The sequence below is a fragment of the Dactylosporangium thailandense genome (genome assembly GCF_059739745.1).
Map to the genome: position 1 here is coordinate 6,776,945 of NZ_AP029195.1, position 23,680 is coordinate 6,800,624.

The 23,680-nt window shown below is 73.3% G+C and carries 27 protein-coding genes; 15 read left to right on the top strand and 12 right to left on the bottom strand.

Features of this window, described 5'->3' with window-relative positions:
* Position 1: 1 nt before the first annotated feature.
* Both AC6JBM_RS29920 and AC6JBM_RS29925 read right to left on the bottom strand, forming a co-directional pair.
* Positions 2-292, bottom strand: a complete 291-nt coding sequence (locus tag AC6JBM_RS29920; RefSeq protein ID WP_497977379.1) for a hypothetical protein — start codon at positions 290-292, stop codon at positions 2-4.
* Entirely contained in the window at positions 285-2,972 is a 2,688-nt protein-coding gene (locus AC6JBM_RS29925; protein ID WP_497977380.1) for an AfsR/SARP family transcriptional regulator, read from the bottom strand. The genes AC6JBM_RS29920 and AC6JBM_RS29925 overlap by 8 nt, the downstream gene beginning before the upstream one ends.
* Before the next feature lie 94 nt (positions 2,973-3,066).
* Here AC6JBM_RS29925 and AC6JBM_RS29930 point away from each other — a divergent pair, with 94 nt between their 5' ends.
* A complete protein-coding gene (locus tag AC6JBM_RS29930; RefSeq protein ID WP_497977381.1) occupies positions 3,067-3,597 on the top strand; it encodes an RNA polymerase sigma factor in 531 nt (176 codons plus the stop codon).
* On the opposite strand, the gene AC6JBM_RS29935 is transcribed toward AC6JBM_RS29930, so the two are convergent.
* Positions 3,598-4,494, bottom strand: coding sequence for a hypothetical protein (locus AC6JBM_RS29935; RefSeq protein ID WP_497977382.1), 897 nt, complete (start codon positions 4,492-4,494; stop codon positions 3,598-3,600).
* An 87-nt stretch (positions 4,495-4,581) separates the two neighbouring features.
* Between AC6JBM_RS29935 and AC6JBM_RS29940 the strand changes: the two genes are divergently transcribed.
* From AC6JBM_RS29940 to AC6JBM_RS29970, 7 genes are all read left to right on the top strand, one after another.
* The gene (locus AC6JBM_RS29940; RefSeq protein ID WP_497977383.1) at positions 4,582-5,139 is read left to right on the top strand and encodes an MBL fold metallo-hydrolase; all 558 of its coding nucleotides are present in this window, start codon (positions 4,582-4,584) and stop codon (positions 5,137-5,139) included.
* A gap of 79 nt (positions 5,140-5,218) precedes the next feature.
* Positions 5,219-5,905, top strand: coding sequence for a response regulator transcription factor (locus tag AC6JBM_RS29945; protein WP_350609453.1), 687 nt, complete (start codon positions 5,219-5,221; stop codon positions 5,903-5,905).
* Positions 5,906-5,999: 94 nt separating this feature from the next.
* Positions 6,000-6,641 carry a helix-turn-helix domain-containing protein gene (locus tag AC6JBM_RS29950; RefSeq protein ID WP_497977384.1) on the top strand — a complete coding sequence of 214 codons (642 nt, stop codon included), beginning with the start codon at positions 6,000-6,002 and terminating at the stop codon, positions 6,639-6,641.
* Positions 6,642-6,647: 6 nt separating this feature from the next.
* Complete coding sequence (locus tag AC6JBM_RS29955) at positions 6,648-7,574, top strand: ABC transporter ATP-binding protein (RefSeq protein ID WP_497977385.1); 927 nt, start codon at positions 6,648-6,650, stop codon at positions 7,572-7,574.
* Positions 7,571-9,151 (top strand): ABC transporter permease, encoded by a 1,581-nt coding sequence (locus AC6JBM_RS29960; protein WP_497977386.1) that lies wholly within the window; start codon positions 7,571-7,573, stop codon positions 9,149-9,151. Before AC6JBM_RS29955 ends, AC6JBM_RS29960 begins: the two co-directional genes overlap by 4 nt.
* A gap of 74 nt (positions 9,152-9,225) precedes the next feature.
* A complete protein-coding gene (locus AC6JBM_RS29965) occupies positions 9,226-9,930 on the top strand; it encodes an LPXTG cell wall anchor domain-containing protein (protein WP_497977387.1) in 705 nt (234 codons plus the stop codon).
* Positions 9,931-10,098: 168 nt separating this feature from the next.
* Positions 10,099-11,469 carry an RICIN domain-containing protein gene (locus tag AC6JBM_RS29970; RefSeq protein WP_497977388.1) on the top strand — a complete coding sequence of 457 codons (1,371 nt, stop codon included), beginning with the start codon at positions 10,099-10,101 and terminating at the stop codon, positions 11,467-11,469.
* Positions 11,470-11,472: 3 nt separating this feature from the next.
* Here the strand turns inward: AC6JBM_RS29970 and AC6JBM_RS29975 are convergent, their stop codons facing one another.
* On the bottom strand, positions 11,473-11,754 hold the full coding sequence (locus AC6JBM_RS29975; RefSeq protein WP_350609441.1) for a hypothetical protein: 282 nt from the start codon (positions 11,752-11,754) through the stop codon (positions 11,473-11,475).
* A gap of 111 nt (positions 11,755-11,865) precedes the next feature.
* Between AC6JBM_RS29975 and AC6JBM_RS29980 the strand changes: the two genes are divergently transcribed.
* The 3 genes from AC6JBM_RS29980 (at position 11,866) to AC6JBM_RS29990 (ending at position 14,583) form a co-directional block, all read left to right on the top strand.
* On the top strand, positions 11,866-13,233 hold the full coding sequence (locus AC6JBM_RS29980) for a cellulose binding domain-containing protein (protein ID WP_497977389.1): 1,368 nt from the start codon (positions 11,866-11,868) through the stop codon (positions 13,231-13,233).
* 141 nt (positions 13,234-13,374) lie between these two features.
* Positions 13,375-13,623 carry a hypothetical protein gene (locus tag AC6JBM_RS29985; RefSeq protein WP_497977390.1) on the top strand — a complete coding sequence of 83 codons (249 nt, stop codon included), beginning with the start codon at positions 13,375-13,377 and terminating at the stop codon, positions 13,621-13,623.
* A gap of 69 nt (positions 13,624-13,692) precedes the next feature.
* Complete coding sequence (locus tag AC6JBM_RS29990; protein ID WP_497977391.1) at positions 13,693-14,583, top strand: hypothetical protein; 891 nt, start codon at positions 13,693-13,695, stop codon at positions 14,581-14,583.
* Here AC6JBM_RS29990 and AC6JBM_RS29995 read toward each other — a convergent pair.
* The 4 genes from AC6JBM_RS29995 to AC6JBM_RS30010 all read right to left on the bottom strand — a co-directional run bounded on the left by AC6JBM_RS29995 (position 14,543) and on the right by AC6JBM_RS30010 (position 18,989).
* Positions 14,543-15,157, bottom strand: a complete 615-nt coding sequence (locus AC6JBM_RS29995) for a hypothetical protein (protein WP_497977392.1) — start codon at positions 15,155-15,157, stop codon at positions 14,543-14,545. The two genes, AC6JBM_RS29990 and AC6JBM_RS29995, sit on opposite strands and share 41 nt — an antisense overlap.
* A gap of 270 nt (positions 15,158-15,427) precedes the next feature.
* Positions 15,428-16,438, bottom strand: a complete 1,011-nt coding sequence (locus AC6JBM_RS30000; protein WP_497977393.1) for a hypothetical protein — start codon at positions 16,436-16,438, stop codon at positions 15,428-15,430.
* Between the two features lie 283 nt (positions 16,439-16,721).
* Positions 16,722-17,702 carry an aldo/keto reductase gene (locus AC6JBM_RS30005; protein WP_497977394.1) on the bottom strand — a complete coding sequence of 327 codons (981 nt, stop codon included), beginning with the start codon at positions 17,700-17,702 and terminating at the stop codon, positions 16,722-16,724.
* Positions 17,703-17,762: 60 nt separating this feature from the next.
* Entirely contained in the window at positions 17,763-18,989 is a 1,227-nt protein-coding gene (locus AC6JBM_RS30010) for a M48 family metallopeptidase (RefSeq protein WP_497977395.1), read from the bottom strand.
* Between the two features lie 83 nt (positions 18,990-19,072).
* Here AC6JBM_RS30010 and AC6JBM_RS30015 point away from each other — a divergent pair, with 83 nt between their 5' ends.
* Together AC6JBM_RS30015 and AC6JBM_RS30020 are read left to right on the top strand one after the other, a co-directional pair.
* Positions 19,073-19,369 (top strand): ArsR/SmtB family transcription factor, encoded by a 297-nt coding sequence (locus tag AC6JBM_RS30015; protein ID WP_350609427.1) that lies wholly within the window; start codon positions 19,073-19,075, stop codon positions 19,367-19,369.
* 92 nt (positions 19,370-19,461) lie between these two features.
* A complete protein-coding gene (locus tag AC6JBM_RS30020; protein ID WP_497977396.1) occupies positions 19,462-20,910 on the top strand; it encodes an NCS2 family permease in 1,449 nt (482 codons plus the stop codon).
* 66 nt (positions 20,911-20,976) lie between these two features.
* Here the strand turns inward: AC6JBM_RS30020 and AC6JBM_RS30025 are convergent, their stop codons facing one another.
* Positions 20,977-21,351 (bottom strand): nuclear transport factor 2 family protein, encoded by a 375-nt coding sequence (locus AC6JBM_RS30025; RefSeq protein ID WP_497977397.1) that lies wholly within the window; start codon positions 21,349-21,351, stop codon positions 20,977-20,979.
* Positions 21,352-21,404: 53 nt separating this feature from the next.
* On the opposite strand from AC6JBM_RS30025, the gene AC6JBM_RS30030 reads away from it, so the two are divergent.
* Both AC6JBM_RS30030 and AC6JBM_RS30035 read left to right on the top strand, forming a co-directional pair.
* On the top strand, positions 21,405-21,782 hold the full coding sequence (locus AC6JBM_RS30030) for an ArsR/SmtB family transcription factor (RefSeq protein WP_497977398.1): 378 nt from the start codon (positions 21,405-21,407) through the stop codon (positions 21,780-21,782).
* Positions 21,779-22,264 carry an SRPBCC family protein gene (locus AC6JBM_RS30035; protein ID WP_497977399.1) on the top strand — a complete coding sequence of 162 codons (486 nt, stop codon included), beginning with the start codon at positions 21,779-21,781 and terminating at the stop codon, positions 22,262-22,264. The genes AC6JBM_RS30030 and AC6JBM_RS30035 overlap by 4 nt, the downstream gene beginning before the upstream one ends.
* Here AC6JBM_RS30035 and AC6JBM_RS30040 read toward each other — a convergent pair.
* From AC6JBM_RS30040 to AC6JBM_RS30050, 3 genes are read right to left on the bottom strand one after another with little or no spacing between them, the layout of a single operon-like run.
* Entirely contained in the window at positions 22,251-22,658 is a 408-nt protein-coding gene (locus tag AC6JBM_RS30040; RefSeq protein WP_497977400.1) for a VOC family protein, read from the bottom strand. The two genes, AC6JBM_RS30035 and AC6JBM_RS30040, sit on opposite strands and share 14 nt — an antisense overlap.
* A gap of 9 nt (positions 22,659-22,667) precedes the next feature.
* Positions 22,668-23,108 (bottom strand): helix-turn-helix transcriptional regulator, encoded by a 441-nt coding sequence (locus tag AC6JBM_RS30045; protein ID WP_497986551.1) that lies wholly within the window; start codon positions 23,106-23,108, stop codon positions 22,668-22,670.
* Positions 23,109-23,137: 29 nt separating this feature from the next.
* Complete coding sequence (locus tag AC6JBM_RS30050) at positions 23,138-23,623, bottom strand: hypothetical protein (RefSeq protein WP_350609415.1); 486 nt, start codon at positions 23,621-23,623, stop codon at positions 23,138-23,140.
* Positions 23,624-23,680 lie beyond the last annotated feature (57 nt).

Sequence of the window (23,680 nt, forward strand, 5' to 3'; positions counted from 1 at the left end):
GTCAGCGGCTGATCATGCGGCTGATCATCACCGGGTGGCCGCCGCCGGGCGCGTGGCTGACCAGCAGCGGGCCGCCGTGCGCGTAGGCCGCGATCAGGGCGGCCGCGCCGGGGGCGTAGGCGGCGGCGAACCCGGCGGCGACGGGCTCGTCCGTGGGCGTCATGTCCCGGGCCATCGCCAGGATGTTGTCGAGCAGCTGCCGTTGCGCGGGCGGCAGGTCGAGCGCGGCGAGCGTGGCGTAGAGGGCGGCGAGGTCGTCGTCGCCGGGTGGCGTCGTTGCGGGCTCAGTCATGCGAATCCTCCAGATGCGCGCGGACCTCCTCGGCCAGCGGGTGGCCGAGGGGGCGCAGGATGTCGTAGGCCCGCCGCCGTTCGGCGCGGGCCCGGTCGTGACGGCCGCAGGCGGCGTGGATATCGGCCGATGCGGTCAGGACGAGCGCCTCGTTGAACAGATATCCGGACCGGTGGAACAGGTCCTCCGCGGATTTGTAGCACAGCAGCGCCCGGGTGTCGTCGCCCAGCGCGTGGTGCGCGAAGCCGAGGCTGTGCCACGTCTGGGCGGCCTCGAGCCCGTCGCCGAGCTCCTGCTGCAGCGCGAGGGCCCGCTCGCAGTGGTGCACGGCGGCGGCGTGGTCCCCGGCCAGCGCGTGGAACCACCCGACCGCGTTGCGCGCCTTGGCCTCCCCGGCGCGGTGCCCGGCCGCGGCGAACAGCGCCAGCGACCGCTCGGCGTGGCCGAGCGCCTCGGGGTGGCGCCCCTGCTTCTCCAGCAGCCAGGCCCAGTAGTGGTGGGTGTAGGCCTGGCCGATGCGGTCGCCGCCCTCGGCGTAGCGGGCGAGCGCGGCGTCGAGCTGCTCGCCGGCCTCGTCGTGGCGGTCCAGCCACACGGCGCTGCACCCGAGGAAACAGTGCGCGAAGGCCTGCTTCGGCCCGTCGTCCAGCCGGCGCGCCGCCTCCAGGGCCGCGGCCAGCATGGCGTTGGCCTCGTGCCAGCGGCTGCGCAGCTTCAGGAACCGCCGCGACGCCCAGACGATCTCCCACACCTCCCGGTCGAACGCGGATGGCTGGTGTACCGCCCGCAGCAGCACCGGCCGCTCCGCCGTGAACCACGCCAGCGCCTCGGCGTGCGTGACGATCCGCTCGGGCTCGACGCCGGCCGGCAGCGGGGCGAACTCGGGCGGCACCTCGCGGCGCGGCTCGACGAAGCCGTCGGCGAGGTAGGCGCTGTGCCGGTAGTAGCCGAGCAGCCGGCGGGTCGCCGCCGCGCGCTCGCCGGCGCTCTCGTGCTCGGCGACGAGCTCGGCGGCGTAGCTGCGCAGCAGGTCGTGGCAGGCGTAGCGGCCCGGGCCGATCTCGGTGAGCAGGTGGGCCTGGGTCAGCTCGGCCAGCGCCGGCCGGGCGGTCCCGGCGAGGGCCCGCGCCGCCCGGGTGCCGAGGTCCGGCCCGGGGTGCAGGCCCAGCAGGCGGAAGAGCCGGGCGGCCGCGGGGCTCAGCCGCAGGTAGGACCACGAGAACACCGCGCGCGGGTCGGTGGCCGGGTCGGCGCCGGCGAACTCGTCCAGCCCGCCGCGGGCCTCGCGCAGCTGCCGGGCGAGGTCGCCGAGGCGGAACGCGGGCCGGGTCGCGGCCCGGGCCGCCACCACGGCGAGGGCCAGCGGCAGGCGCGCGCACAGCTCGGCGATCTCCGCGGCGGCGCCGGGCTCGGCCTCGACCCGCGCGGCGCCGAGCCGCTCGCGCAGCACGGCGTGGGCCTCCTCGGTGGGCAGGAGATCCACCGGTACGGGCCGGGCCCCCTCGGCGACCAGCCCGACGAGCTCGTCGCGGCTGGTGACCACCGCCTGGCACCCGGGCGCGCCGGGCAGCAGCGGCCGGACCTGCCCGGCGTCGCGCGCGTTGTCGAGCACGACGAGCACGCGGCGGCCGGCCAGGAGGCTGCGGTACAGCCCGATCTGCGCCTCGAGGCTGGCGGGCCGGCGGCTCGCGGGCACGTCCAGCGCGTCCAGGAAGTCGCGGACGGCGGCGGCCGGGGTGACGGGGTCGCCGCCCGGATCGAAGCCGCGCAGGTTCACGTAGAGCTGGCCGCCCGGGAAGGCGTCGCGCACGCGGTGCGCCCAGTGCACGGCCAGGGTGGTCTTGCCGACGCCGGCGGTGCCGGAGAGGATCACCGTGCCGGTGCCCCGCAGGTCGTCGAGCAGCCGCAGCTCGGCCGCGCGCCCCGCGAACCCGCCGATGCCGGCCGGCAGCTGGGCCGGGATGACGCCGGCGTTCCCGGCGGGGGCGTTCCCGGCGCCGGCCCGGCCGAGCAGCCGCTCGTGGAGCCCGCGCAGCTCGGGCCCGGGCTCGGTGCCGAGCTCGTCGGCGAGCCGGCGCCTGATGTGCCCGTAGCGCTCCAGGGCCTCGGTCCGCTGGCCGGCGGCGAGCAGCGCCCGCAGGACGAGCACCTCGAGCTGCTCGGCGAGCGGGTACTCGGCGGTCAGGTCGGCGACGGCCGCGGCCACCTCCCCGGGGTGCCCGGCCTCGAGCCGCAGCTCGCCCCACCGCACGACCGCGTCGAGGCGCCGCCGGTGCCAGGCCGTGCGCACGGCGTCCGCCCAGTCCCCGCCGATCCCGGCGAGCGGCGGGGCGTCCCACAGCGCGAGCGCCTCGGCGAGCGCCGCCGCGCCGCCGGTCTGCACCAGCGCGGCGAAGCGGTGCAGGTCCACGGTCTCGGGCGGGACGTCGAGGAGGTATCCGGCGCTGCGCCGCTCGATCGCCACCAGCCGCCGCAGCCGGCTCACGTGCGAGTAGAGCACGTTGCGCGCCTCGGCCGGCGGTTCCTCGCCCCACACCCGGTCCACGACCGTCTCGATCGGCACCGGGCGCCCCGCGTCGACCGCGAGCGCGGCGAGCACCGCCCGCTGCCGCGGCGCCCCGGCGTCGAGCAGCCGCCCGGCCGCGAACAGCCGGACCTCCCCGAACAGCCGGATGTCCATGACCCCCTCATGGTCGCGGACCGGCGAGGGTGCTGGGAAGGCCCGCAAGGTTGGCGCAAGGTCGCCGATCAGGTGGCCCCGCGACCCTTCTGCCATGACCACACTGCTGGAGCGCGCGGCGCGCCACGACTCGGACGCCTGGCGGGAGATCGTCGAGCGCTACTCACCCCTGATCTTCGCGATCTGCGCCCGGTACTGCCTGCGCGGCGCCGACGCCCAGGACGTCTGCGGCGCCGTGTGGCTGCGCCTGGTGGCCGGGTTGCGGGACATCCGCGAGCCGCGGGCCCTGCCCGGCTGGCTGGTGACGACGAGCCGCAACGAGTGCCTGATGCTGCTGCGCCACCAGGGCCGCCAGATCCCCGTGGAGACCGAGCGGCTCCCCGATCCCGCCGACCCGGAGCCGGACCCCGACCCGGACGCGGCCCGGCGCCACGAGATCGCCCACCGGGTGCTCGACGAGCTCCCGCCGCGCGACCGCCGGCTGCTGACCATGCTCTTCAGCGACCCGCCCGTGCCCTACCGCGAGATCAGCGCGGCGCTGGGCATCCCGGTCGGCGCCATCGGCCCGACGAGGGCCCGCTGCCTGGCCAAGGCCCGCCGCACGCGGGCCTTCGCCACGCTGTGATCAGGCGCAGTCGAACCGATGGTCGAACGGCCGATCGTCGCAGTGCGGGCACACGAACAGGGAGATGCCCCCGGCGTCGCCGAGCATCAGCCCGGCCGGGTTCTGCACCCGCCGCCATGGATGATCGGCCGCGCCGGCGTCCCACCCCGCCATCGCCGGGCGGTCCTCCAGCGCGATCCAGCGCCGTTCGTCGCCCCGGCTGAACTCCCACGTCGCCACGGTGAGCAGGTGCTCCATCACGGCGCCGCAGCCGCACGCGGGCCAGTCCGGCACCTGGGTCCAGCCCGGGTAGCCGCCCACCTTCGTGCCCGAGGCGACCGACAGGTCGTACTCGTACTCCCACCCGGTCTCCCGCTCGACCCGCGCGACGGCCGGCCTGATGCTCTCCCGGACCTGCGGTGGCAGGTCGTGGTTCGGGTACTCGGTCACCCGCTCCGGGTGCAGGACGCACGGGTCGGGCACGCGGCCGGCCTCGGCCGCCGGGTCCGGTGGGGGTGCCGTGCGCAGCCGCGGCCCGGTCCCGGCGCGCCGGCGCCACCGCAGCTCGGGCCGCGGCGAGCTCCACGGGTTGTGGTCGAACGGGCACCACAGCACCTGCAGCACGTCCTTGCCGGCCGGGAACGGCAGCCCGGGGACGTCCTCGGCGAACAGCTGCAGCACCGGGACCAGCGGACTGCGGGCCTCGGCCGGCGGCCGGCCCCAGTGGTCGTAGGGGTCCGGGCCGTCGCACATCGGCCAGGGTTCCGCCGCCGGCCACAGCAGGGGGCCGCCCATCGAGCTCTGCCCGGCGTCGGGCGACCCCGGCCGGGGATGCAGCCGCACGGCCGTCCGCGCGAAGGGCACGAGCTGCGGAAACGTCGCGGCGACGTCGACGGCGGCCGGGGCGGTGGTGAACACGGCGACGATCCTATTGGCAGGAATCTTGCGCACTTGGGCGGCCGGGCCGCTCGCGGCGCGGCGCCGCGGCGCGAATGCTCAGCCGGTATGAGTGCGACCGTTTCCCTGCTGCACACCGGCTACCTCGGCGGCGCCGTGGCGAGCACCGTCGGCTTCATCCGTGACGGCTCGCGGCTGATCGTCACCGACCCCGGCATGGTGCGCGACCGTGCCCTGATCCTCGACCCCCTGCGCGCGCTCGGCGTGCGGCCGCAGGACGTGACCGACGTGGTGTTCAGCCACCACCATCCCGACCACACGCTCAACGCGGCCCTGTTCCCGGCCGCGCGCTTCCACGACCACTGGGCGATCTACCACGGTGACGTGTGGGAGGACCGCGACGCCGAGGGCTTCGAGCTGAGCCCGTCCGTGCGGCTCATCCGCACCCCCGGCCACAGCCCGCAGGACATCACGACCCTCGCCGACACCGCGGACGGGCTCGTCGCCTTCACGCACCTGTGGACCACGGCGACGTCGGCCGGCGACGCGTACGCGACGGACCTGGACGCCCTGCACGCCGGGCGCGAGCGGGTGCTGGCCCTCGCCGCGCTCGTGGTGCCCGGGCACGGGCCGGCCTTCGCCCCGACCGCCGCGACGCCGCGCTGACGATCGGGCCCGGGCCGTTCAGGATTGGTTCAGGATCACAGTGTGAGTCTGGAGGTTCGCGCTGGGAGGGGTGGGCGTCGTGCGGGTGCTGGTGGTCGAGGACGAGGTGAACCTGGCCGAGACGATCCGGGACGGGCTGAGCGGGGAGGGGTTCACGGTCGACCTCGTGCACACCGGCGTGGACGGGCTGTGGGCCGCGACCGAGACGCCGCACGGGGCCTATGACGCGATCATGCTCGACATCATGCTGCCGGGGCTGTCCGGCTACGAGGTGTGCCGGCAGCTGCGGCAGCGGCAGGTGTGGACCCCCGTGCTGATGCTGACCGCGAAGGACGGGGAGTACGACCAGGCCGACGCCTTCGATCTCGGGGCCGACGACTATCTCACCAAGCCGTTCTCGTTCGTGGTGCTGGTGGCCCGGTTGCGGGCGCTCATCCGGCGCGGGGCGCCGCAGCGGCCGGTCGTGCTCAGCGCGGGCGATCTGCACCTGGACCCGGTGCAGCGGCGGGTCACCCGCGGTACCGACGAGATATCGGTGACGGCGAGGGAGTTCGCGCTGCTCGAGTTCATGCTCCGCCACCCCGGTGACGTGCTGAGCCGCACGGCGATCATCGAGAACGTGTGGGACGCGCACTTCGACGGGGACCCCAACATCGTCGAGGTCTACGTCGGCTACCTGCGCAAGAAGATCGATCATCCGTACGGCCGGACCGCGATCAAGACCGTGCGCGGGGCCGGTTACCGGCTCGATCCCGCCGGGGGCTGACCGGCCCCCGGAACCCTCTGCCGGTCCCCCCTTGCCAGCCGACTATACGAGCGTATAGTCGGCTGTACGCACGTATAGCAAGGGGTGACGCCGCATGACGGACGAGGACCTCACGGCCCGTGCCCGGATTCGGGACGCCGCCATCCGCCTGTTCGCGGATCGGGGCATGGACGGCACCACCGTGCGCGACATCGCGCAGGCCGCCGGGGTCTCGCCGGGGCTGCTGCGGCACCACTTCGGGTCGAAGGAGGGTCTGCGCGAGGCGTGCGACCAGCACGTGCTCGACCTGTCGATGAAGATCAAGGCCGAGATCATCATCGACGGGAAGATGGCCAGTCCCGGGTTCATGCCCTCCGTGCACCCGACGGTCATGCTCATGTACCGGTACGTCACCCGGGCCCTGCTCGACGGCTCGCCCGCCGCCGCGGCGATGTTCGACGACATGGTGCTCATCGCCGAGCAGTGGATCGACAAGTTCGCGCCGGACGTCACGCAGGACCGGCGCGGCTTCGCGGCGGTGCTCGTCGGCATGCAGTCCGGGCTGCTCGCCATGCACGACCACGTCTCCCGCAACCTCGGCGCCGACATGTTCGCCATGGAGGGCTACACGCGCCTGGTCGAGGCGATGGTCGACTTCTACTCCAGCACTTTGCTCGATCCCACGCTCGCCGCCGACGCCCACCGGGCCATGCAGGCGCTGCGGGACAACCACAGGGGAAACCAGAAGGAGCAATGAGCGACCATGACCGAGGCGATCCGCGTTGACGCACTGGTCAAAACGTTCGGGCGCACCCGCGCGCTCGACGGGCTCGATCTGTCCGTGCGGACCGGGGAGGTGCACGGTTTCCTCGGGCCCAACGGCGCCGGGAAGTCGACCACCATCCGGGTGCTGCTCGGGCTGCTGCACGCCGACTCGGGCGAGGCGAGGCTGCTCGGCCGGGACCCGTGGAAGGACGCGACCGAGCTGCACCGGCGGCTCGCCTACGTGCCCGGCGACGTCACGCTCTGGCCGAGCCTCTCCGGCGGCGAGGTCATCGACCTGCTCGGCCGGCTGCGCGGCGGGCTCGACCCCGCGCGCCGCAAGGAGCTGCTGGAGCGCTTCGACCTCGACCCGACGAAGAAGGGCCGGACCTACTCGAAGGGCAACCGCCAGAAGGTCGCGCTCGTGGCCGCGCTCGCCTCGGACGTCGAGCTCATCGTGCTCGACGAGCCGACCTCCGGTCTCGACCCGCTCATGGAGGAGGTCTTCCGCGAGGTGATCCGCGAGGAGCAGCGGCGCGGCGACCGCACGGTGCTGCTGTCCAGCCACATCCTGGCCGAGGTCGAGGCGCTGTGCGACCGGGTCACCATCATCCGCGACGGCCGGGCGGTGGAGACGGGCACGCTGCAGAGCCTGCGGCACCTGACCCGCACGTCGATCCAGGCCGAGCTGGCCGGGCCGGTCGACGGTCTCGGCGAGCTCGTGGGCGTGCACGACCTGCAGGCGCACAACGGTACTGTCCGGTTCAGCGTCGACAACGCCGAGCTGGACGCCGTCCTGCGCCGGCTCACCGCGGCCGGCGTGCGGGGCCTGACGAGCACGCCGCCGACGCTGGAGGAGCTGTTCCTGCGCCACTACGACCGCGCCGCGGCCGACGGGGCGAAGCCGCGCTCGGGGGTCGCGCGATGACCGGCACCGGCGCGCTCGCGCGACTGGCCCTGCGCCTCGACCGGGTCCGGCTCACCGTGTGGGTGCTCGGGCTCGCGCTGATGCCGATGGGCACCGCGGCCAACTACCAGAAGTTGTACCCCACCGAGGCCGACCTCCAGGCCGTCAGCGGCGTGCTGTCCAACCCGTCCCTGGTCGCCCTGAGCGGCCCGCTGTTCGGCGTGTCCATCGGCGGGCTCACCGTGTGGAAGATCGGGGTGTCCGAGCTCATCCTCATCGGGCTGATGAGTGTGCTGACGGTCGTGCGGCACACCCGCACCGAGGAGGAGTCCGGCCGCCTGGAGCTGCTGCGGGCCACGGTGATCGGCCGGTACGCCCCGCTGAGCGCCGCCCTCGCGGTCACCGTCGCCGCCGACCTCGCGATCGGGCTGCTCGGCGCGCTCGGGCTCGTCGCCGTCGGGCTGGACCCGGCCGGCGCCTTCGCCTTCGGGCTCGCGACCGCCCTGTTCGGGATGCTGTTCGCGGCCATCGCCGCCGCGACCGCCCAGCTCACCCGGGGCGCCCGGGCCGCGACGGGGATCGCCGGGGCCGTGCTCGGCGGCACCTACCTCCTGCGCGCCGTCGGCGACACCGGCCCGACCGCGCTGAGCTGGCTGTCGCCCACCGGCTGGGCCCTGCACATGCGCCCCTTCGCGGGCGAGCGCTGGTGGATCGCGCTGCTGTTCGTGGGGTTCGCGGTCCTGTTCGCCGCCGTCGGGTACGTCCTCGTCGACCGCCGCGACGTGGGCGCCGGTCTGCTGGCCGAGCGCCCGGGCCCGGCCCAGGCCGCCCCCGCCCTGCGCAGCCCGCTCGGCCTGGCCTGGCGCCTGCACCGGGGTCTGCTGCTCGCGTGGGTGGTCGCGCTGGCCGCGGCCGGGGCCGTGATGGGCGGCGCCGCGGTCGGCATCGGCAACCTCAGCTCGCCCAACCAGCAGCTCACCGACGTCCTGTCGCGGATGGGCGGGCGGACCGGGCTCACCGACGCGTTCCTCGGCGCGATCTACGGCCTCATCGGCCAGCTCGCCGCGGCGTACACGATCCAGGCGACGCTGCGGCTGCGCCAGGAGGAGAGCAGCGGCCGAGTCGAGGCGCTGCTGGCGACCCGGGTCGGGCGCCTGCGCTGGGCCGCGAGCCACCTGGTGTTCGCGGTGCTCGGCACCGCCCTGCTGCTGGCCGTGGCCGGGATCGCGGGCGGGCTCGTCTACGGCGCGCAGGTCCACGACACCGGCGGCCAGACGGCCCGGCTGCTCGGCGCCGCCATGGTGCAGCTGCCGGCCGCGCTGGTGCTGGCCGGGCTCGGCATCGCGCTGATCGGGTTCGCGCCGCGGCTGAGCACCCTGACCTGGGCCGCGCTCATCGTGTCGGTGCTGCTGGTCGAGCTCGGGGCGTTGTTCGGGATCAATCAGTACCTGCTCGACGCCACCCCGTTCGCGCACGTGCCGAAGCTGCCCGGCTCGGCGTTCACCGCGACGCCGGTCGTGTGGCTGACCGTGGTCGCCCTGGCACTCGGCGCGGCCGGCCTCGCGGGGCTGCGCCGGCGGGACATGCCGGCGACCTGACCGGGGCTGCGAGGGATCGGCGGCAGCCATTAGGCTCCGCCGGTCCCTCCCACAGACCCTGGAGCAACCCCCGGATGTCATCCCTCTTCCCGCGACGCCTGGCGGCCACCGCCGGTGCCGCGATCGTCGCGTTCGGCGCCCTCGGCGCCGCCCCGGCCCAGGCCGAGCAGAACGACACCTTTCCCTGGGATCTGACGATCCCGATCGTCAATGTCACCGGCGCGGTCGGCGACGTCGTGCCGATCACGCTGACCGTGCGCAACCTCGGTCCGGCCGCCGTCGAGCCGGGCCGCGTCCGCGTCGCGTTCATCCAGCGGCCCGGCGGCACCGAGTTCACCGGCGACGTGTCCCCGGAGTGTGACGGCAGGATCCAGCCGGACCGCTACTACTGCACGACGCCGGACGGGCTCGCCGTCGGCGCCGAGAAGACCTGGACGTTCCACCTGAAGCTCGCCGACGCCCATCCGGACGACGGCGGCCTCGTGTTCTTCGCCGACGGCGGCGGCGAGGACCGCGACAGCGCCAACGACGGTGGCCGCTACACGGTCACCATCAAGGCCCCGGAGCACAACCCGACGACGGCCGCCCCCACGGCCACGCCGTCGCGCACGGCCGCGCCGACGCCGTCCGCCAGCGCCGCGGCCGGCCCCGCGCTGCCCGTGACCGGTGACCGCACGGCCCTCTACGCGGGACTCGGCGCCGCGCTCGTCGCCGCGGGCGCGGTGCTCTTCGTAATCGCCCGGCGGCGCCGCGTCGTCATGGTGACCCCGGACCAGTAACAGCCGGTGGGCCGGTGGCGACAGATTCGCACATCGGCCCACCCCCTATTGACAACAATCTTTCCAGTCAGCGAACATGCCCTGAGAGCGCTCTCACGTCCGCCAGGTGAGGGCTGAACAGGACAAGCCCCTCCCCCGCCCCCATCTTGAGAAGGGCACACCATCGCTGTGGAAAGCCAACAGAAATCCAAGGGACGCAGGCGCGGGCGCCTCGCGCTCCTCGCCGGCAGCGGCGTCGCCGTGCTGGCCGCGGCCACGTTCGCCGCACTGCCCGACGCGTCCGCCTCGCTGCCCAGCACCCCGGCCGGCTGGACGCGGATCTTCGCCGATGACTTCACGGGTGCCGCCGGCACCGGCCTCAACACCGCCAACTGGCTCTACGACCTCGGCCACGGGTACCCGGGCGGCGCCGGCAACTGGGGCACCGGCGAGATCGAGAACATGACCAACAGCACGGCGAACGTCTACCAGGACGGCAACGGCAACCTGGCGATCAAGCCGATCCGCGACGGCGCCGGCAACTGGACCAGCGGCCGCGTCGAGACCCAGCGCACCGACCTCGCCGCGCCGGCGGGCGGCAAGCTGCGCCTCGAGGCCCGCCTCCAGCAGCCGAACGTCAACACCAGCAACGGCGCCGGCTACTGGCCCGCGTTCTGGGCGCTGGGCGCGGCGGCGCGCGGCACCGGCGCGTCCGGCTGGCCGGGCATCGGCGAGATCGACATCATGGAGGACATCAACGGCCGCAGCTCCGAGTTCGGCACCCTGCACTGCGGGACGTCGCCGGGCGGCCCGTGCGGTGAGACCACGGGCATCGGCAGCGGCGAGCGCGCCTGCGGCGGCTGCCAGACCGGCTTCCACACCTACGCCGTGGAGCAGGACCGCAGCACCTCGCCGGAGCAGATCCGCTGGTACCTCGACGGCAACAACTTCTTCACGATCAACGCGAACCAGGTCGACGCCACCACCTGGAACAACGCCACGCACCACGGGTTCTTCATGATCCTCAACGTGGCCATCGGCGGCGGCTTCCCGGACGCGTTCGGCGGCGGCCCCAACGGCAACACCGTCTCCGGCGTGCCGATGCTCGTCGACTACGTCGCGGCCTACACCGCGGGCGGCGGTGGCGGCGGCACCACGACGCCGCCTCCCACCAGCGGCAAGGCGGTCAAGGGCCCGGGCGGTCTGTGCCTCGACGTCCGCTCGAGCAACAGCGCCAACGGCACCCCGGTGCAGCTCTACACCTGCAACGGCACCGGCGCGCAGCAGTGGACCTACGTCGAGGCCGGCAGCACGCTGCGGGCGTTCGGCAAGTGCCTGGACATCCCCAACGGCTCCACGGCCAACGGCGCGAAGCTGCAGCTGTGGGACTGCAACAGCACCGCGGCGCAGGTGTTCATCCACCGCACCGACAACACCTACTACAACCCGCAGGCCAACAAGTGCATGGACGACCCGAACGGGTCGACCACGTCCGGCACCCAGGTGCAGATCTGGGACTGCAACGGCACCGGCGCGCAGAAGTTCAGCCTGCCGGCGTAAGCCTCACTTCCTGAGGTAGGCGACCAGCCCGTTCTGTTCGATGGCGACCAGGTGCCAGCCGCGCGTTTCGAGCAACTCGACCGCGCTGAGCACCTGGTCGCGCATCATGTCCCCCTGGCCGGTGCCGAAGCTGAACGCGGCCCCGGCCAGGGCCGTCGAGCCCGGCACGATGTAGCAGTACCGGAACGGGTAGCCGTCCATCGTGTACCGCCCGTTGAGGATGTCCTCGGCGCTGATCCGCCGCGAGGGCCTCGGCACGTTCACGGGCATCTGCGGCATGACCATGATCCGACGGTACAACGGCCGGCTGTAACTTTCGCGGGTCGGCGCAGGTGGCGACCGTCCCGGGGCAACGGCCGTTGACGCTGCGTGCGCCCGGCGCGGACGTTGCTCACCATGCATCGTGGAATCTGGTGGGCCCGGCTGGCCATCCCGGTCATCGCCGCGGCCGGTGCCGCCCTCATCGTGCTGGCCCTGCAGCCCTCGGCGCGGGCCACGGTGCCGGAGCCCACGGCCCCGGTCACGGGCAACGCGACCTACTTCGACGGCCTCGGCGCGCCCTACGGCGGCTGCGGCCTGCCGCAGGCGGAGCTCGAGACGCAGAACTTCGTCGCGCTCAACGTCTTCGACACCCCGGGCAGCGGCACGTTCTACCCGCGCCCGCTGTCCTCGGCCGACGCCGACAAGATGGGCATCTGGAACAACGGCCACAACTGCGGCCGCTGGGTGCGGGTGAGCATCGGCGACTACTGCACCGGGGTCAACGACGGCGCGCTCGGGCAGGCGTTCTGCCGCAGCGGGGCGTGGACGGCGGACGCGTACAACGGCGGCACCCTCGACATGATCGTCGCGGACAGCTGCGGGGACTCCAACGCCTGGTGCCGCGACGACAAGTACCACCTGGACCTGTCGAAGGACTCGCTGAACAGGTTCGTGAAGAACGGCGCGCCGATGACGGACCTGTACCCGTCGCACTGGAACAACCGCCACGTGTCCTGGCAGTTCATCCCGGCCCCGGCGTACTCCGGCGACATCAAGATCGGGTTCCTGAGCGGGGCGCAGCGCTGGTGGCCCGCGATCGCGGTCTCGAAGCTGCCCAACGGCGTGCACGGCATCGAGTACTTCGCCGACGGCGCCTGGAAGGCCGCGACGATGAACGGGGACATGGGCCAGTCGTACGTCATCGGCGGCACCACGTCCGGCGGCACCGACTTCCGCATCCGGGTCCGCGACGTCAACGACGCGCTGCTGTTCAACGGCCGCGAGTACGCGTTCTCGCTCCCGGCCGCGTGCTCGTCGCAGTGCAGCCAGGCGTACACCCAGGCGACCTACACGACCACGAGCACCTCCACGAGCCCGTCGCCGTCCAAGTCGGCCTCGGCGTCGGCCTCGCCCAGCGCGTCGGTGTCGGCGTCGGTGTCGGCCTCGCCGAGCCGGTCGGCGTCCTCGTCGCCGGCGCCCGCCGGTGGGTGCTCGGCCGCCGTCACCACCACGGGTTCGTGGTCGGGCGGCGGGCAGGCCGAGGTCAAGGTGACCAACACCGGCACGGCGCCGACCTCGGGCTGGACGGTGAAGTTCACGCTGCCGGCCGGGGTGACGATCGCCAGCTCCTGGAACGTGACCCTGTCGGCGTCGGGGCAGACGGTGACCGCGTCCAACGCCTCGTACAACGGCACCATCGGGGCGAACGCGAGCACCAGCTGGGGCCTGGTCTTCAACGGCCCGAACTTCGCGGTCACGAACGTCAGCTGCTCCGCCCGGTGACCGCACCGCGCTGAGCGTTCCCGGGCCGCCGCGGGCGCGGCGGGCCTTCTCGGGCCGTCGCGGGCGCGGCGGCCCGAGGCCTTCCGGGATGACGCAAAGTTATCGTTGCGCATCGATGGACTTAATCGTTAACTTTCTTTCATGAAGCGCATCATCACCAGGACGGTATTGATCGCGAGCGTCGTGCTGGCCGGCGTGGGCGTGGGCGCGGCGGCGGCGGAGGCCGGGGCGCCCGGCTACACCAGGCAGGGGCTCTACGGCTGGCCGGACCAGTGCGCCGGCGTCGGGCACAGCGGCCAGCAGAACCACCAGTGGACGTCCTACTACTGCGAGACGATCACCCCGACCAACTGGCAGGCGCCGGGGCTCTACGCGCTCTGGGTCGCCTGATCCGCGCGGGTATCGCGTAGCCGACTGCACACTGGACGTCACGGAGCGTCGAGGCGCACGTTTACGGCTATGAACGTGGAGCCGAGCGAGACGTGGCTGCGGTCATACCTGTATGTCCGCATCGCGATGGTCGGCCTGCTGGTCGCGCTCGGCGCGGCGGTGGGCCTGCAGACCTGGCACCAGGGCGGCACCCCGCTGTCGTCCGTGAGTGCGTACTACTACACCCCGGCGCAGGGCATCTTCATCGGTTCCCTCGTCGGCCTGGGCGCGAGCATGATCGCGTTGCGCGGCACGACCGATCTCGAGGACGTGCTGCTCAACCTCGGCGGCATGCTCGCGCCCGTCGTGGCCGTGGTCCCGACCGCCCGCGGGGACGACTACGAGGCCGCGGTCCGCGCCTGCCGGGCCGGCGGCGGCCCGCTGCCGAACGGGATCGACTGCCCGACCGTGCAGGCCCTCGCCGACGCGACGCGCGCCAACGTGCAGAACAACATGGCGGCGCTGCTGGTGCTCGGCGGCCTCGGCATCGCCGTCACGGTCGCGCTCGCGCGGCGCGACCGGCACGCACCGTGGGCCGGGATCGGCGCGGCGGCGCTGCTCTACGCCGCGGCGCTGGGGACGTTCGCGGCGTCGCTGGACTGGTTCATCGACCACGCCCACTTCGCCGCCGCGATCGGCCTGCTGCTGTGCATCATCGCCGTGGCGCTGGTGAACCGCCGCCGGCACCGCGCGACGCCGCAGGCCCAGGCGAGGCCGGACCGGTACGGCCTGGTCGCCTGGGCCCTCATCGCCGTCGCGGCGATCGGCATCCCGCTGTGGGCGTTCGGCGCGATCACCCTGTTCTGGCTGGAGATCGCGGTGGCGCTGCTGTTCGCGGTGTTCTGGAGCGTGCAGACGGTCGAGCAGCGGCCCGGATCGCCTACGGCAGTGGCGCCTTCGGCAGCGACGGCGCGGAGTTGAAGGCCTGGACGCCGGCCTCGTTGTCGCCGTCGAACGGCGTCACGGGCCCGGCGCCCGCGCCGAGGCAGAAGTCGTCGCCCTTCGGGTCGGCGAACCACATGCCGACGTGGTCGAGCTCCTTGCGCACGCGCTTGTCGCCGACCAGCGTCGAGGAGAACGCCTCCTCCACGATGAGCTTCAACTCGGTCCTGCCGTTGCCCTTCTTGTCGGTGCCGACATCGCCGATGTACTCCGCCGCGCCGAACGGGCTGCCCGGCACCTCGAGCAGGAAGACGGTGAACGAGGTGTTCGGCGGGGCACCGGTCATGTGCACGTCGAGGACGTCGAAGCCCTTGGCGTCGGTGGTCAGCGCGACGGCCACGTCGACCTTGGCCTTCGGCATGCACCTGGCGAGCTGGTCGCTGCTCGGCGCCAGCGTGAACCGCACCGCGTTCTTCGCCGTGGACGTGTAGTCGCCCACCTTGTCGAACTCGGGGACGCCCGCCCCGCCGCCGAAGGTGCTGACGCCGGCGTAGACGGCCGCGCCCGCGAGCGCGCCGACGGCCAGGGTCGCGATGCCCTTGATGATGCCCATCGTTGTTCCTCCCCTTCCCCGCGGCTTCCGTCCGCCGCCGGACACAGGGGGACACGGCACCCGCCACAACCACGTTCACCAGCGGCGATGTCGCCACACCGACACCGCGGCCGTGAACCGCGTGCGCGAGCGAGACACTCTGCTCATGATGATCCGCGCGGCCGAGAGCGAGCTGGTGTCGATGCTCGACGAGGCCGGCGTCGGCCCGGGTGCGGTGACCACAGCTCACCGCAGTGCCGATGGCGGACAGTCAACCGGCTGGGCCGGACGTCAGCGCGGTACCACGCCCTCATACGGGTCCCAATGCGCCGCGTAGCGCAGCAGCGAGCGGGCCAGGTCCGGGTGGGCCGCCGCCCATCGGGTGTCGAACAGGAACCATTGGTCGAACCCGAAGAAGTCGTCGATGTACCGGGCGACCTGCGCGATGTGCCCGTCCAGCTGGATGAGCGACCCGGCGAGCGGCTCCGGGCGCAGCAGCCGCAGCACCTGGTCGTGGATCGCGTCATGGGCGGGTGTCCGGTCGATGCCGGAGGGTGACGGGTTGTAGCCGGGCAGGCGGAGGTAGCGCTCCAGCGCCGGGCCCACGTCATCCTCCTGCGGGCCGAGGAGAGCCCGCAGCAGACGGAGGTCGTGCGGCCAGCGGTGGGCGCCGGGGTCCTCGACGCGCCGCAGGTATCCGGCGAGATCGGGCACGGTCAGGCCGGGGACTACGACGGCGCCCGTGAGATGCAGGTTCCGGTAGGCGTCGGGCGACTCCCAGCAGAGGCGGACCGAGAAGACGGACTCCGTCCCGGACCCGGCGGGCCGGACGGTCCGGACCGGCACGCGATGGTCGAAGACCGCGCCGGGCGCTGCGGCTGTGCCGGGCAGGGGCCAGGTGTCGTGTAACAGGAACGCCAGCCGGTCCGGCGACGCCGCGGCGGCCACGTCGTCGATGAGGTAGTACGCCAGATCCACCTCGTCGTCGTCGGTGCGCACTCGCAGCGCGTGCTCCCCGAGCCGGATACAGGCGTCCTCGTCGTCGCCCTCCACCCAGAGGTGCTCGTCCAGCACTTCGCGTAGCTCGTCGATGCTCCGCGGCCGGGGCACGTTGCGCTCCCGGACCTCGTCGAAGATCGAGTCGAGGCCATAGACGTAGCCGCCCAGCTCGCTGCCGATCCACGCCTCGGGGTCGTCGCGGTCCCAGCCGCGGCGGAACCAGTCGAGCACGGTCTCGTCCGCGACGGTGACCACCCGTTTGCTGAACAGCGAACGCTCCCGCCACCGGCACACGAAGTACACATGTGGACTGTAGGCGAGTCAGTCCGCGTCGCCTCGTGGCACGCCTGCGGCGCGGACGGGAGTTCCTGCTCGGCGCCGGCGAAGCCGCCGAGTACGAGGCTCTGGCTCCCCCACAGCTCCCCCAGCGCCCAGCGCCGCGGCGGCAGCGGCGCCGGCGCGGTCCGTGCGCCCGGCTGCCCGGGCGCACGAGCGGAGGGTCGCGGCGAGGCCGCGACCGGGGGCACCGCCGCGGCCGTGCGCGGCGGTGCCCCCGGCGTCGGGCCTCGCCCGCCGCGGCGGCGGCTCAGCGGTTGATCATCCGCTGCATGTGCTCGGGGTAGCGGTCGCCCTGGATCGTGATGCGCTGGGCGGCGCCGTCGAGCTCCGCCAGGTCGTCCGCGGTCAGCTCGAGCCGTGCCGCGGCGACGTTCTCGGTGAGCCGGCCGATGTTGCGCGTGCCGGGGATGGGCACGATCCACGGCTGCTGGGCGAGGATCCAGGCGAGCGCGACCTGCCCGGGCAGGGCCCCGCGGCGCTCGGCCACGGCGCGGACGAGGTCGACGAGGGCCTGGTTGGCCTCGCGCGCCTCGACGCTGAACCGGGGCAGCGTCCCGCGCATGTCGCCCTTGCCGAAGGTGGTGCTCGCGTCGATCTTGCCGGTGAGGAAGCCGCGGCCGAGCGGGCTGAACGGGACGAAGCCGATACCCAGCTCCTGCAGGACGGGCAGGATCTCGGCCTCGGGCTCGCGCCACCACAGGGAGTACTCGCTCTGCAGCGCGGTCACCGGCTGCACCGCGTGCGCGCGCCGGATGACCGCGACCCCGGCCTCGGAGAGCCCGAAGTGGCGCACCTTGCCGGCCGCGATGAGCTCCTTGACCGTGCCGGCGACGTCCTCGATGGGCACGTCGGGGTCCACGCGGTGCTGGTACAGCAGGTCGATCGTCTCGACCCCGAGGCGCTTGAGCGACGCGTCGGCGACCTGGCGGATGTGCTCGGGCCGGCTGTCGAGCCCGCTCGGCCGGCCGTCGAACGCGAAGCCGAACTTGGTGGCGATGACGACCTGGTCGCGGTACGGCGCGAGGGCCTCCCCCACGACCTCCTCGTTGACGTAGGGCCCGTACGCCTCCGCGGTGTCGAAGAACGTGACTCCGGCCTCGACCGCGGCCCGGATGACGGCGACCCCGTCGACGCGGTCGGATGCGGGCCCGAGCCCGTGGCTGATGCCCATGCACCCCAGCCCGAGCGCCGAGACCTCGAGGCCGTTGCCGAGCGTGCGCTTGTCCATGGTTTGGTCCTCCTCGGTGGTGTACGCCTCCGACGCTACTGCCGCCGCGCGGATCCGGGGTCAGATGTACGCGGCCTCGGCGGCCCGGGCGCGCAGGCGGTCGTACCACGGGGCCAGCTCGGCGTCGATGCGCTCGGCCTCGGCCTCGGAGAGCTCCACGGCCGGGGCCCGGCCCGCGGGGTGCGCCGCCGCCATCCGGATCCGGCGGCCGACCGGCGGGTGGGTGGCCAGCAGCGACGCCTCCGCGCGCAGCGAGCGCTGTTCGCGCACCCGGAGGTCGCCGGCGTCGCGCAGGGCCTGGACGCCGGCGGTGCGCCAGTCCTCCGGCCGGGCGGCGCGGCCGCGGATCGCCCGCAGGGCCGGGATCAGCTCCTCGCCGACGAGCAGCAGGGTCAGCAGCGCCGCGACGGCGGGGCCACCGGCGGCGTCGGCGGCGAGACCGTCGGCGAGGTACTCGGCGCGCTGGCCGTCGCGCTGCCCGAGGATCAGCAGCAGCGCGAGGGCCGCGTCCAGCGGCAGCACCACGGGGAGCGCGAACGGGCCGAAGACCCGCAGCAGGGTGCGGCCCAGCGTGTCGACGAGCGTGGCCAGCGTGCGCCGGGCGATGGCGACCAGGCGCCGGTCGCGCACGTCGTGGTTGACGAAGTGGCCGAACTCGTGGGCGAGCAGGGCGACACGTGGCTGGGCGGGCAGCGCGGCCCACAGCGGGAGGCCGATGTCGAGGTAGCGGTACCGTCCCCAGTGCCCGGCCGAGGCGTTGACCTGTGCGGAGAAGCCGACGACGGCGGGCATCGGCGCGCCGGTCGCGGCCGCGGTGCGCTCCAGCAGGGCGTAGAACGCGGGGGCCGCCTCCCGCGGCACCTCCCAGAACCAGTCGGGCCGCCCGCGCCGCAGCCGGGGCCGCAGCACCACCGCGAGCAGCACGAGCGCGAGGCCGAGGTACGGGGTGGCGCCCGGCCCGGCGGCGATCAACCATCCGCCGCCGAGCAGCGCCGCGGGGCCGAGCGCGGCCACCAGCGCGCAGAGCACCAGCAGCAGGCCGCGGCCGGCCCGCCCGCCCCGCCGCCCGGCGGATCCGCCGCGCAGGCGCCGGAAGGTGAGCCCGTCCAGCCCGAACGCCACCCGGTGCGCGACGCGGTCCAGCTGCCGGTTGCCCCACTCGGACGCCACCGCGAAGCGGTCGTAGCGGGCCAGGTTCCACTCGCAGGCCGGGCACCACGGCGCCTCGGGCGGGTGGCCGGCCAGCCGCGCCGAGCAGCGCGGGCACGTCTGATGATCACGGGTCACGGCCGCCCATTGTGGCACCGGGCGCGATCCGGGCGCGGCCCCGTCATAGACAGGCAAGTCATGGCTTGCCTATCCTGTACGGCGTGAGCGACGTCTTCGCCGCGATCGCCGACGCCACGCGGCGCGCGATCCTCGACGAGCTGGCCGAGCGCGACGGGCAGACGCTGTTCGAGATCTGCGCGCGGCTCGCGACCAGGCACGGCGTCGCCTCCTCGCGCCAGGCCATCTCCCAGCACCTCGACATCCTCGCCGAGGCCGGGTTCGTGCGGGCCGAGCGCAGCGGGCGGTACAAGTTCCATCACGTCGATTTCGCACCGCTGCGCGCGATCGTCGAGCGGTGGCCCGTCCCCGCGGATCCCCCGGGCCCGGCGCGGCCCTGAGGGGTTTACCACTTCGTATCACCGCAGGTCTGGGCCGGTGACGCCGCAGGTGACATCATGCGCGCGTAACCATAGATCCACCTGGAGGTTCCATGGCCGGGCAACCCGCCGCGACACAGAGCCGTGTCGATCGGTACTTCGAGATCAGCAAGCGCGGCTCGACGTTGAGCCGGGAAATCCGCGGCGGCCTCGCGACGTTCTTCACGATGGCGTACATCGTGGTGCTCAACCCGCTGATCCTCAACAGCGGCATCGACAAGAGCGGCGGCAAGCTCGCGATCACCGCGCTGGCCTCCGGCACCGCCCTGGTCGCGGGCGTGATGACCATCCTCATGGGCGTCGTGGCCCGGTTCCCGCTCGCGCTGGCCGCGGGCCTGGGCGTCAACGCGCTCGTGGCGTTCGAGATCGCCCCGCAGATGACGTGGGCCGACGCGATGGGGCTCGTCGTCATCGAGGGCGTGCTCATCACCATCCTGGTGCTGACGGGGCTGCGCACGGCGGTCTTCCGGGCGGTACCGACGCAGCTCAAGACGGCGATCGGGGTCGGCATCGGGCTGTTCCTCGCGCTGATCGGCTTCGTGGACTCGGGCTTCGTGCGCCGCGTCCCGGATGCGGCCGGCACGACGGTGCCGGTCGGGCTGGGCATCGGCGGCAAGCTCGTCAGCTGGCCCGCGCTCGCCTTCGGCGTCGGGCTGCTGCTCACCGTGGTGCTGGTCGTGCGCAGGGTGCGCGGCGCGATCCTCATCGGCATCCTCGCCTCCACGGTGCTCGCGATCGTCATCGAGGCGATCGCCAAGGCGGGGCCGTCGTTCGTGAACGGCAAGCCGAACCCGAAGGGCTGGAGCCTCAACGTGCCCACCCTGCCGGAGAAGATCGTGGACCGGCCCGACCTGTCCCTGCTCGGGCACTTCAACGTGCTGCACTCCTGGCAGACGGCCGGGGTACTGGTGCCGCTGATGTTCGTCTTCACCCTGCTCATCACCGACTTCTTCGACACCATGGGCACGATGGTCGCGGTGGCGCAGGAGGGCGGGATGCTCGACGAGAACAACATGCCGCCGCGCACCCGGGAGATCCTGCTCGTGGACTCCCTCGCCGCGGCCGCGGGCGGCGCCGCCAGCACGTCGAGCAACACCAGCTACATCGAGAGCGCCTCGGGCGTGGCCGAGGGCGCGCGCACGGGCATCGCGAGCCTCGTCACCGGCCTGCTGTTCCTGCTGGCGATGTTCTTCGCGCCGCTGGTGACGGTCGTACCGTTCGAGGCGGCGTCGGTCGCCCTCGTGGTCGTCGGCTTCCTCATGATGACCGCGGTGCGGACCATCGACTGGGCCGACTACGACATCGCGCTGCCCGCGTTCCTCACCATCGTGCTGATGCCCTTCACCTACTCGATCTCCAACGGCATCGGCGCCGGGATCATCTCCTACGTGGTGATCAAGCTGGTCAGCGGCAAGGCGCGCGAGGTGCATCCGCTGCTGTACGGCGTGGCCGTGCTCTTCATCGTGTACTTCCTGCGCGGCCCCATCGAGGCGGTCCTGTAGCACCGTCCCCGTGGTGCCGTGCACCGGTCGGCTGACCGGCGCACGGCACCACGGTCGGTGAACGGTTCAGGGCCGGAAGTAGTCCCGCAGCTCGCGGAGGCTGTCGCCACGGCGCCGGAAGATCTGCACGAGCGACACGGTGGCCGGCCCGTCCGGCCCGTCGTAGACGGCGTCGATCTCGGTGACGAACACGTCGGGGTCGGCGGTGTCGTGCAGCGTGAACCGCGAGGCGCCGGGGTTCATCGCGCCTTGGGGAGCGGGCCGCTCCTGCACGGCGACGATGCCCCGCTCGATCGCCTCCCGCCCCTCGAGCCGGAGTCCTTCGAGAGGCGCCTCATAGACGCCGTCCTCGGTGAACAGGTTCGCGTAGGCCGTGGCGCTGCGGGTGATGGGGCCGGCGTGCATGTACCGCTGGAAGAGCTCCAGATGCGAAAGGGTCACTCTCTCCAGTGTATCGACTGGCGGACGTGTAACACATCGGTTACGCTTCCCGGGTGGACGAGGTGGCCGCGGCCATTGCCGATCCCGTGCGGCGGCAGATTCTCGAGGCGCTGCGCGACGGGCCGATCGCGGCCGGGCGCATCGCCGAGGCGTTCCCGATCAGCCGGCCCGCGGTCAGCCGGCACCTGCGCGTGCTGCGCGAGAGCGGGCTCGTGCGCGACCGCGTGGTGGGCCGGGAGCGGCGCTACGAGCTCGACCCCTCCGCGCTCGCCGAGCTGCGGGGATGGATCGACCGGCTCACCGGCCCCATCGCCGGCCCCGGCCCGGTCTGGGCCCGGCGGCTCGACGCCCTGCAGACCGAGGTGTACCGCACCCGCCGCGACCGCAGGCGGCAACCGGACGAGCATCGAGCGGAGAGTGAGAGCGCATGAGCGGGCAGTTGATCCCGGGTGACGGCGGGCACGACCTCGTCCTGGTCCGGACGTTCCGGGCCGGCATCGAGGACGTGTGGGCCAGCGTGACCGAGCCGGAGCGCAGCGCGCGGTGGTTCGGGCCGTGGGAGGGCCAGGGCGGGACGGGCGGCACGATCAAGGTGCGCATGGTCCAGGAGGAGGGCGAGCCCGTCATGGACCTGCGCATCGACGCGTGCGAGCCGCCCCGCCGGCTGGCCGTGTCCGGCTCCGACGAGGCCGGGAACTGGCGGATGGAGGTGCTGCTGACCGAGCGGGACGGCACCACCGAGCTGCGGTTCGTGCACCGCGGCGTCGACGTGAGCCAGGTCGGCGAGGTCGGCCCGGGCTGGGAGTTCTATCTCGACGCGCTCGTGGCCGCCCGCGAGGGCACGCCGGCGAGGCCGTTCGAGGACTACTACCCGTCGATGAAGCCCTACTACGAGTCGCTCAGCGCTGATTGATCCGCACCAGGTTGCCGGCCGGGTCGCGGAAGGCGCAGTCGCGCACGCCGTAGTCCTGGTCGGCCGGCTCCTGCACCACGTCGGCGCCGGTGGCCTGGACGCGGTCGAAGGTCTCGGCCAGGTCGTCGGCGGCCAGCACGATCGCGGCGTAGCTGCCCTTGGCCATCAGCTCGACGATGGTCCGCCGCTCGTCGTCGGTGAGGCCGGGGTCGATCGCGGGCGGGCAGAGCACGATCGAGGTCTGCGGCTGGTCCTTCGGGCCGACCGTGACCCAGCGCATGGTGCCGTAGCCGACGTCGTTGCGGACCTCGAAGCCGAGCGCGTCGCGGTAGAACGCGACCGAGGCCTCATGGTCGTCGGCCGGCAGGAAGGTGTGCTGAATGATGACGCTCATGCGCCCACGTTAGACGCCGCGCCCGGGCGCGACTTCTCGATTCCTGATCGGCCGCATGACCTGCTTGGCGACGCAGTGCGGGATGCCCCGGGCGTCCTCGGCGGCCTTGCGCCGGTAGGTGCTCGGGGACATGCCGACGAGCTCGGAGAAGCGGGTGCTGAAGGTGCCCAGCGAGGAGCATCCCACCGCGAAGCAGACATCGGTGACGGAGAGGTCGCCGCGGCGCAGCAGGGTCATGGCGCGCTCGATGCGGCGGGTCATGAGGTAGCTGTACGGCGACTCTCCGTAGACGGCCCGGAACGCCCGGCTCAGGTGCCCGGCCGAGACGTGCACCCCGCGGGCGAGCGCCTCGACGTCGAGCGGCTGCGCGTACTCCCGGTCGATCCGGTCGCGCACGCGGCGCAGCAGAGCCAGTTCACGCAGGCGGGGGTCGGTGCTCACGGCATCCAGAATGCCAGGTCACCCCGCCCGCGCAACGCTCAGTAGGTGCGGTACCGGCACCAGCCGCGCGCGGCGCGGGTGTTGAGCAGGATCACGAAGAGCAGCGGGAACGCGACCGACATGAGGGTCGCGGCGTACGGCGCGCCCTGCACGTAGCCCTGGTAGACGCCGCCGAGCACGCTCAGGCCGTTGAGCAGGGTGAGCAGCACGCGGACCCAGTTGCGCCCGTTCTGCAGCTTGCGGCCGAGCACGATCGCGATGAGGCCCATCAGCGCGGCGGTGCCGATGACCGTGTACGTCGCGACGGTGAGCACCTCGGGGCGGGTCGTGAAGGTGTCCCCGCCCAGCCGCAGGTCCCACGCCGGGGCGATGCGGGCCGCCGCGAGCGCGAGGAGCGCGGCCGCGCCGAGCATGAGCACGCCGCCCAGGTACTGGAAGATGGCCACGACGTGCAGGGAGATCGGGGCCGTGGTGCGGACCGGGTGCGGGTGCCACGCCTGCTGCGGCTGGTATGCGTACGCCATGTGCCTCAGCGTGTCCCCTGCCCGCCCCGGCGGAATCCCCGATTCATGCCACGACCG